The organism is Microcystis sp. M31BS1, from assembly GCF_020245285.1.
GTDB lineage: Bacteria > Cyanobacteriota > Cyanobacteriia > Cyanobacteriales > Microcystaceae > Microcystis > Microcystis panniformis.
Map to the genome: position 1 here is coordinate 1 of NZ_JADBVE010000149.1, position 6,945 is coordinate 6,945.

Sequence of the window (6,945 nt, forward strand, 5' to 3'; positions counted from 1 at the left end):
TAGACGTGGAGGGAAACACGATATTTACCATAATCCAGATACTGGAAAAACAGAACCAATTCCCAGACATCGAGAAATTAATGAGCGATTGGCTAAAAAGATTATCAAAAGTCTTACAGGCGACAGATAAATTCACAGTGCCAATTAGGGTCTGCTGAAAAAGTTTTTCGTGGGGCAGGGTGTGGGGTGTGGGGTGTAGGGTTTTAGCCATTTTCAGGGGGTCAATTACCTAATTTTCAGGGAAAAAGTGCCTTAATTTTCCCCCGATTCCTCCAATGGCTGGCACTTTTTGATTTCAAAAAAGCCTAAAGATATTATCCAACAAGGTTTTTAGATTTATTCAGTAAACCCCAAAGCAAAGGAGCTATGGAAAAATGATTACTGTAGGATTTAAAAAAGGACGATCACTCTTACAGCAAGATTTCTAGTGCCAAAGTGAACCCCAGAACCATATCCTCCCCGCTTAAAATCGCGTTGGCAGGATAATGAGTCACCAAAAAGCTCTAAACTACAATTTTGGCAATAATCGGTCGTAGGATTGGATCATTCTTTCGTAAGTAAAGCGAGTGGCATTGATAAAACCTTTTTGCCTCAAATCTTCCAGGCGATCGGGAGCGAGAAGATTTTCTGCAATAATAGTAGCGGCGGCCTCGTGTTCGGTGGGATCGAAGTAAACGGCTGCATCATCAGCGATAACAGTCATGGGGAGACGATTGGAAGTAAAGACGGGACAACCACAGGATTGAGCTTCAATAACGGGAACACCGAATCCTTCCTGAAAAGAGGGAAAGATTAAAGCAGTTGCTAGGCAATAAAAGGCGCGGAGATCATCATCGGAGACGGTTCCTAATTCGATTACTTGTGCGGACAAGTTATTCTGATTAACAAATTCTCGCATATCCGGCAGCAAAGGTTTTCCCATCAGGATCAATCGGCAATTTTCCAGACCGGGGAAAGTGATTAACCTCTTGAATATTTTCAGCAATCCCAATCGATTTTTATACCATTGGTCGCCCCCGACATGAATTAGCCAGGGGCAATCACTATTAATATTAAATTTATCCACTAGATTTACCGCCGCTGCTCTTGTCATCGGACCGTATCCCTCACTCAAGCAATCCTCGATCACTTCCGTTTGTTCGGGGGTAATTTTGGTTAAACGGAGAACATCGGCACGAGTAGCTTCGGAAGAACAGACAACATATTTAGCCTGTTTGAATCCTCGCAAAATCATCGCCTGATACTGTTTTCCCGTCCAACTGGTGGGATTTTCAGGAATTTCTCCTAGGGCGGAACGAATGGCCAGCAGATCGTGACAGATGACAAAATACTTGCGATCTTTTAGATAGGGAGTTAAATAGGATAACGCCTGATCACAAATGCAGACGATATCGGCCCAATCAAGCTGCTGACGTAACTGCACTGGGAAAATAATTAACTTATCAATATACCCCAACCACTTGCCGAGTCCCTGGGGAGAAGATTTCAGTTGACCGAAAATAGGCTGTGCTTGCACTCGCCGAATTTCGTGTCCTTTTTGTCTGAGTCCTTTCTCCACTAAACCGACAAAACGATTAATACTGATCTGCCGATCATTGACGTAATTTCCTACTATTAAAACTTTCATGATTAGGCTCCAAAAAATCAATTTTTATGGCGGTAAAACTCGCAAACAGTCTCAAGTAAAATTCAGGGGTTAAGAACAATATTAGTCCCGCAAAATTTCCTCGTACCTTTGTCCCGCTCGCTCCCAGGTGTACTCCGATTCCACCATCGCCCGGCCATTATGGGACAGTTGTTCTCGCACAGAAGGATCATCAAACAACCTAGAGATCGCTGTGACGTACTCAGCAACACTATTAGCCCGCAGCGCCCTAGGGGGAATTCCCTCTGCTGCCACCGTTAAACCCTCTAAACCGCGATCGCTGGCGACAACCGGAATCCCAGCGGCCATGGATTCTAGGGTTTTGGTCTTGATTCCCAATCCCACCCGCAGGGGAACCACACAAACGGTTCCTCGGTGTAAATATTCCACTGTCGAGGGAACGGTCCCCGTCACCTTCACACCGGGATACTTGGCGAGTTCGAGAACTTCCGGTGCCGGGTTTGCCCCCACTAGGGTTAAGGTGGTAGCGGGATATCGCTGTTGAATGACTGGCAGGACTTCTAAAACAAAAAAACGGGCGGCATCGATATTATGGGTAGAACTCATGGCACCGACAAAGACCAAATTATGACCGCCGGGATCCCGAGGACGATAGGGAAACAGGTCTAAATCCACGCCATTAGGCACGATATCCACCCGTGCATCCGGGAGGATTTTTAACAATTGTTCGCGATCGTAATCGGTAGTAGCCACTAATTGCGAAAACTTGGCACAGTAACGTTTTTCGTACTGATAGAGTAAGGGCAGATAGAGAAAATCCCGCAGCGGATAGGCGGAGGCTCCTCTATCCAAATGATTGCGTGTCCAACCGTACACGGAACTGTGAATATCCACTACTGTTTTGACTCGCTGACGGTATTCCGGCCGGATAAAAATCTCGCTGATACTCTGAGCGCAGATAATTACATCACATTTTTGCTGCTCGACGTATTCATCTACTCGCTCTTGAATGAGCGGCGAACGATAACTAAGAACACTAGCAGGGGTCATCTGTACTATTCCCTCCAGAAAGCGCCCTGTTTTACCGATTAGTTTTGTCAGTCCCTTGCCTGGTTCGGGAATTTCCTGGGGCGGAAATAAGACAAGATGATTGGTAAAGGTTTTTAATTCTTCGATCTGAGTTTCTGTGACATTCTCCACCCGACGGGCAAACAGGGTGACATCATGGTTTTGATGAAGACATTTGATCAGGTTAAAAGTTCTCCCCTCCGTTGCCCCGCGACTAGGTGGATAGGGAAAGTTATTGCAAAAAAGGACTAATATTCTCATAATTCTGGTTCGGCAGCGGTTTTTGACAATAATTCTACCGTTTCCTTTAGTTGGCCATACACGGGAATCTCAACTGGGTATTTCTCGATCTCCCCAAGGGTGACTTTTCCTCGCCCTGTTAAGAGCAATACGGGCTGACAACCAGCTTCTAGGGCGCATTCTAAATCACTGGGCGCATCGCCGATAAACAACGAGCGGGCTAAATCGATTCCGTACTGGTGGGCGGCTGTCAGCAGCAGATAGGGGGAGGGTTTACGGCACAGACAACCTTCGTCGGGATGGTGCGGGCAGATGGCAAGATCGTGAAAATGCACGCCCAATTGTCGGTATTCCTCAATCATGCGCCCGTGAATCGCCGCTAGATCGTCCCAAGTGAAATAGCCCCTAGCAAGTCCCGATTGATTGGTAATGATGATCAGCAGATAGCCGGCATCCTGCCACTGTTTTAAGGCAGCCGCTGCCCCGGCGGGAATGCTCACCTGTTCTGGTTTGCTCAGGTAGGGGATATAGTCAATAACTACCCCATCTCGATCGAGAAATAAGGCTTTGTTCTTTTTCGCTCTATCTTGGCTTTTCTGGTCAGAATTGCCAGGAGATGGCGGAGATGGGTATTTTAGGTCGTCGTCATTGACGGAAATTGCGGGGAAAGGATTCATTATGTTGGACTTTTTCGAGTCGGGGACTATAATTCTCAGTTCTTCTGTCAGGGACGAGAGCTTGAACCGATGGACAGACAAAATTCGAGGGATTGTCGCGATTTGTGCTAGTTTTCTCGGCTAAATTGCTTCTCTTTACTATCTAGATGTCAGAGTGTAGCAATCAGGGCATATTATACGCCGTCAGGCCTTTGGACTTTTGATTATATCAGCAGTATTGTCAGGAATTGTTAACATTTTTGTCCAGCCAAACAAAAAGCCAAGACTGGCAAGGGTGGAACCCCCCGCTCAGAAATCCCCCGTCTCGGCCAGAATAGAGCAAAAGTTTATTTACAAATAAAACAAATTGTGCTAAGGTTGGGGCGTTTGTGGTATATTCCCAGAGTAACTGGCAAAAGATCACTCTTTTGACTCGATTCCCGTGATCAATTCTACCATGCTAGGGGTTTTGTCCCCAATTAATGGAGAGCGATTCTGGTCTTTTGATACTATTCAATGTAATGACAGAATGATTGAGAGTTAAATTTATTCAACTAATAAAAATTGGAAAAATCAAACCTATGCAAATGGTGGAAAAATCAAACAAAAAATTAGATAGTTTCCAGAGTGATCCGTCTCTGTCAATTTTAATCAAGACTGAATTGGAAGAAGCTTATAACCTGAAGAAAAACCTACTAACTGAAACAAAATATCTAGAAAAAATCCAAGAGATTTGCCAAGTATGTATCCATGCTTATCGCAACAACCACAAAGTATTAGTCGCCGGTAATGGAGGCAGTGCCGCCGATGCTATCCATTTTGGCGGTGAGCTACACGGCCGATTTCTGAAAGAAAGACAGTCTTTACCAGTTCGCGTCCTCAATAGCGATATCGCCAGTTTAACAGCGATTGCTAACGATTATGGTTACGAATATATTTTTAGCCGCCAGATAGAAGCGGAAGGAAACCCTGGTGATGTGTTTATCGGTATTTCCACTTCGGGAAATTCCGCTAATATCCATCAAGCTCTCAAAGTTTGTCAAGTAAAAGGTCTCACTAGCATCGGTTTAACTGGGGCGAAGGGATTAGCTCTAGAGGAAAAAACCGATTATTGTTTGATGATTCCTAGCACCAGTACCCCGCGCATTCAAGAAGGTCATGGTTTTGTTCTTCATACTATTTGTTTAGCGATCGAAGAAGCGCTCTTTCCTAACTAAAATCTCCTAGCAAAAAATCAACCTAAACAGCATACCCATGATCATCAGAACCAAAGCTCCTTTAAGATTAGGTTTGGGTGGTGGCGGCACCGATGTCGAGCCTTACTGTAGTCTTTATGGGGGTTACGTTCTCAACGCTACTATCGATCTCTATGCCTACTGTACAGTCACGGAAATTACTGACAAACAAGTCATTTTTGTTGCCGCTGATCGAGGAGAACAACAAATAGAAACCCTCCAGTTTCCTCTACCTTATAACGGCGTTCTCGATCTGCATAAAGCAGTCTATAATCGTTTGATTAAAGACTTTAATCAAGGGCAACCTTTGCCGCTGCAAATCACCACTTTTTCCGATGCGCCAGCCGGTTCGGGATTGGGTTCTTCTTCTACCCTAGCCGTGGCCATAGTTAAAGCCTTTGTGGAACTGTTAAAATTACCCCTAGGTGAGTATGATATCGCTCATTTAGCCTACGAGATCGAACGAATTGACCTCGGCTGGTTAGGGGGCAAACAGGATCAGTACGCTGCTACTTTTGGCGGTTTTAATTTTATGGAATTTTATGAACAAGATCGAGTCATAGTTAATCCTTTGAGAATTAAAAATTGGGTGATCAATGAATTGGAAGTTTCTCTGATCCTCTACTATACAGGCATTTCTCGCTACTCATCTCAAGTAATTGAGGATCAAATTCAGAATGTCCAAGAAAAAAATGAGCAGGCGATCGCCGCTACCCATCAACTCAAAAAAGAGGCAATTCTCTTTAAAGAAGCACTGCTTAAATCAGATTTTATGGGGATAGCAGAAATTCTGAGAACTTCTTGGGAAGCGAAAAAGAAATTATCCAAATTAATTAGTAATCCGCAAATTGATCGCATTTATCAGGTAGCTAGGGAAACCGGGGCCTATTCAGGTAAAATATCGGGAGCCGGTGGCGGTGGTTTTATTATCTTTATGGTCGATCCTACCAAGAAAATCGAAGTAATAAAATCTTTGAAATTAGAAGGAGGCCAAGTGATTAATTTTCATTTTACTAAATACGGAACCCAAGCATGGACATTATAACAAGCAAAGGCAGCGATGGGGGAGATTATCCCTATAATCCTAAAAATAGTTTTTAAAAGATTGGCAATAATTCAGATTTTTGAGGTGTATCTATGGATGTAATTATTCTGGCGGGTGGGTTAGGAACTAGGTTGCGATCGGTGATCAACAGTTTACCAAAACCTATGGCTCCCGTTGCCGACAGACCTTTTTTAGAATATCTATTAGATTACTTAATCTCTCAAAAAATTACCAACAAATTTTTAGTTTCTGTGGGCTATGAACATCAGAAAATTATCGATCATTTTGGCGATCAATACAAGGAATACGAGCTAAATTATCTGATAGAAGATACACCCTTGGGAACTGGAGGAGCGATCCAGTTGGCACTAAATAAAATTGAAACCGAACAAGCATTAATTGTCAACGGAGATACCCTGTTTAATGTCAATTTATCCGCCTTAATTAATTTACATAATCGAAAGAAATCCCTGATAACTGTTGCTCTGAAGCCACTAACTGACTTTGATCGTTACAATAATGTTATGCTAGACGATGACCAAAAAATTATCGGGTTTGAATCCAAAAAATATCAAGATAAAGGCTATATTAATGGCGGTATATATTGTGTAGGGAAAAACATATTATCTAGCTTTGATCTGCCATCAAAATTTTCTTTTGAGGACGACTTTCTCAAAGTTTATACCGAGAAAATTCCTATGTATGGCTTTATTTCTGACGAATATTTTATTGACATAGGCATCCCCGAAGATTACGAAAAAAGTCAGATTGAATTACCTGAACTTTTTAATTTGCGAAATCGGGTTTAACCTCAGGATTAAAATACGAACCATAAAACTTGGCGACTTTGATCAAATTATGGTCTTGATACCATCTGTGAGCGTTGTCAGCAACTTGCTGAAGTTGAGTCAAATCAAGACTAGACAGATTTTCATCAGCTACTAAATAATGTTTATTAGACCTCTTGCAAATTAATTATATGTTATAATGATGGGTTAACTAATTTTCCCCAAAAAATCAGTTAACCAGTACATTCGTTCTGAATGAAAACTTGAAGTTTAACTTTTAACTCAAAACTCTTTAGATATGCTTTAA

Annotated in this window: 7 protein-coding genes; 4 read left to right on the top strand and 3 right to left on the bottom strand. The window is 42.7% G+C overall.

What is annotated here, in order from left to right:
* Positions 1-130, top strand: a 130-nt coding sequence (locus IM509_RS24060; RefSeq protein WP_334311330.1) for a type II toxin-antitoxin system HicA family toxin, incomplete at its 5' end; no start/stop codon positions are given.
* Positions 131-508: 378 nt separating this feature from the next.
* Here the strand turns inward: IM509_RS24060 and IM509_RS08380 are convergent.
* From IM509_RS08380 to IM509_RS08390, 3 genes are all read right to left on the bottom strand, one after another.
* Positions 509-1,627, bottom strand: a complete 1,119-nt coding sequence (locus IM509_RS08380; protein ID WP_052275401.1) for a glycosyltransferase family 4 protein — start codon at positions 1,625-1,627, stop codon at positions 509-511.
* Between the two features lie 81 nt (positions 1,628-1,708).
* Complete coding sequence (locus IM509_RS08385) at positions 1,709-2,935, bottom strand: glycosyltransferase family 4 protein (RefSeq protein WP_052275402.1); 1,227 nt, start codon at positions 2,933-2,935, stop codon at positions 1,709-1,711.
* Complete coding sequence (locus tag IM509_RS08390) at positions 2,932-3,591, bottom strand: D-glycero-alpha-D-manno-heptose-1,7-bisphosphate 7-phosphatase (protein ID WP_052275403.1); 660 nt, start codon at positions 3,589-3,591, stop codon at positions 2,932-2,934. The genes IM509_RS08385 and IM509_RS08390 overlap by 4 nt, the downstream gene beginning before the upstream one ends.
* A 560-nt stretch (positions 3,592-4,151) precedes the next feature.
* Between IM509_RS08390 and IM509_RS08395 the strand changes: the two genes are divergently transcribed.
* From IM509_RS08395 to IM509_RS08405, 3 genes are all read left to right on the top strand, one after another.
* A complete protein-coding gene (locus IM509_RS08395; RefSeq protein WP_002788412.1) occupies positions 4,152-4,787 on the top strand; it encodes a D-sedoheptulose-7-phosphate isomerase in 636 nt (211 codons plus the stop codon).
* Positions 4,788-4,824: 37 nt separating this feature from the next.
* Entirely contained in the window at positions 4,825-5,850 is a 1,026-nt protein-coding gene (locus IM509_RS08400; protein ID WP_185236800.1) for a GHMP family kinase ATP-binding protein, read from the top strand.
* 92 nt (positions 5,851-5,942) lie between these two features.
* Entirely contained in the window at positions 5,943-6,659 is a 717-nt protein-coding gene (locus tag IM509_RS08405) for a nucleotidyltransferase family protein (protein ID WP_052275404.1), read from the top strand.
* The last annotated feature ends 286 nt before the right edge of the window (positions 6,660-6,945 follow it).

Bases quoted from the DNA above. Each gene is read 5' to 3' on its own strand.
- IM509_RS08380 (WP_052275401.1), bottom strand. From the start codon at position 1,627: ATGAAAGTTTTAATAGTAGGAAATTACGTCAATGATCGGCAGATCAGT.
- IM509_RS08385 (WP_052275402.1), bottom strand. From the start codon at position 2,935: ATGAGAATATTAGTCCTTTTTTGCAATAACTTTCCCTATCCACCTAGT.
- IM509_RS08390 (WP_052275403.1), bottom strand. From the start codon at position 3,591: ATGAATCCTTTCCCCGCAATTTCCGTCAATGACGACGACCTAAAATAC.
- IM509_RS08395 (WP_002788412.1), top strand. From the start codon at position 4,152: ATGCAAATGGTGGAAAAATCAAACAAAAAATTAGATAGTTTCCAGAGT.
- IM509_RS08400 (WP_185236800.1), top strand. From the start codon at position 4,825: ATGATCATCAGAACCAAAGCTCCTTTAAGATTAGGTTTGGGTGGTGGC.
- IM509_RS08405 (WP_052275404.1), top strand. From the start codon at position 5,943: ATGGATGTAATTATTCTGGCGGGTGGGTTAGGAACTAGGTTGCGATCG.